This is a genomic window from Marinococcus sp. LNSP9103-4, from assembly GCF_056034345.1.
This window is the reverse complement of record NZ_JBQLIA010000053.1, coordinates 1-1,725: the sequence shown is the minus strand read 5'-3', so window position 1 is coordinate 1,725 and position 1,725 is coordinate 1. Positions and strand designations below refer to the sequence as shown.

Sequence of the window (1,725 nt, the reverse complement as noted above, 5' to 3'; positions counted from 1 at the left end):
GTTCTTTGAAAAGGAAAGACAAGCCAGAGCCCCAATCAAAAGCAACACATTTTTAGGGCATTTCGGATGCCACAGCATCAAACTTTTTACGGAGAGTTTGATCCTGGCTCAGGACGAACGCTGGCGGCGTGCCTAATACATGCAAGTCGAGCGCGGGAAGCCGGCGGACTCCTTCGGGAGGAAACCGGTGGAACGAGCGGCGGACGGGTGAGTAACACGTGGGCAACCTGCCGGACGGATGGGAATAACCCCGGGAAACCGGGGCTAATGCCCAATACGCCCTGACCTCGCCTGAGGTCAGCGGCAAAGCAGGGATCTTCGGATCCTTGCACCGTCCGATGGGCCCGCGGCGCATTAGCTAGTTGGAGAGGTAAGGGCTCCCCAAGGCGACGATGCGTAGCCGACCTGAGAGGGTGATCGGCCACACTGGGACTGAGACACGGCCCAGACTCCTACGGGAGGCAGCAGTAGGGAATCATCCGCAATGGGCGAAAGCCTGACGGTGCAACGCCGCGTGAGTGATGAAGGTTTTCGGATCGTAAAGCTCTGTTGACAGGGAAGAACCCACGCCAGTCGAACAGGCTGGCGTGCTGACGGTACCTGTCCAGAAAGCCCCGGCTAACTACGTGCCAGCAGCCGCGGTAATACGTAGGGGGCAAGCGTTGTCCGGAATTATTGGGCGTAAAGGGCACGCAGGCGGTTTCGTCAGTCCGATGTGACAGGCCACGGCTCAACCGTGGAAGGCCATTGGAAACTGCGAAACTTGAGGACAGAAGAGGAGAGTGGAATTCCACGTGTAGCGGTGAAATGCGTAGATATGTGGAGGAACACCAGTGGCGAAGGCGACTCTCTGGTCTGTACCTGACGCTGAGGTGCGAAAGCATGGGGAGCAAACAGGATTAGATACCCTGGTAGTCCATGCCGTAAACGCTGAGTGCTAGGTGTTAGGGGTTTCGATACCCGTAGTGCCGAAGCTAACGCATTAAGCACTCCGCCTGGGGAGTACGACCGCAAGGTTGAAACTCAAAGGAATTGACGGGGGCCCGCACAAGCGGTGGAGCATGTGGTTTAATTCGACGCAACGCGAAGAACCTTACCAGATCTTGACATCTTCCGCTACGCCTCGAGAGAGGCGGTTCCCCTTCGGGGGACGGAATGACAGGTGGTGCATGGTTGTCGTCAGCTCGTGTCGTGAGATGTTGGGTTAAGTCCCGCAACGAGCGCAACCCCTAATCTTAGTTGCCAGCATTCAGTTGGGCACTCTAAGGTGACTGCCGGTGACAAACCGGAGGAAGGTGGGGATGACGTCAAATCATCATGCCCCTTATGATCTGGGCTACACACGTGCTACAATGGATGGTACAACGGGATGCGAACCCGCGAGGGGGAGCCAATCCAGAAAAGCCATTCTCAGTTCGGATTGCAGGCTGCAACTCGCCTGCATGAAGCCGGAATCGCTAGTAATCGCGGATCAGCATGCCGCGGTGAATACGTTCCCGGGCCTTGTACACACCGCCCGTCACACCACGAGAGTTTGCAACACCCGAAGTCGGTGAGGGAACCCTTCTGGGACCCAGCCGCCGAAGGTGGGGCAGATGATTGGGGTGAAGTCGTAACAAGGTATCCCTACCGGAAGGTGGGGATGGATCACCTCCTTTCTATGGAGCATGACCCCGGTCCCGCAGGGACCGGGCAGGGGCCTGGCTTGGCTTTCCTTTTGAGAGA

General features: G+C 57.4%; 1 rRNA gene. It reads left to right on the top strand.

The window, feature by feature from the left end:
• Positions 1-85 precede the first annotated feature (85 nt).
• Positions 86-1,658: ribosomal RNA gene (locus ACTRXG_RS16805) — 16S ribosomal RNA — on the top strand.
• Positions 1,659-1,725 lie beyond the last annotated feature (67 nt).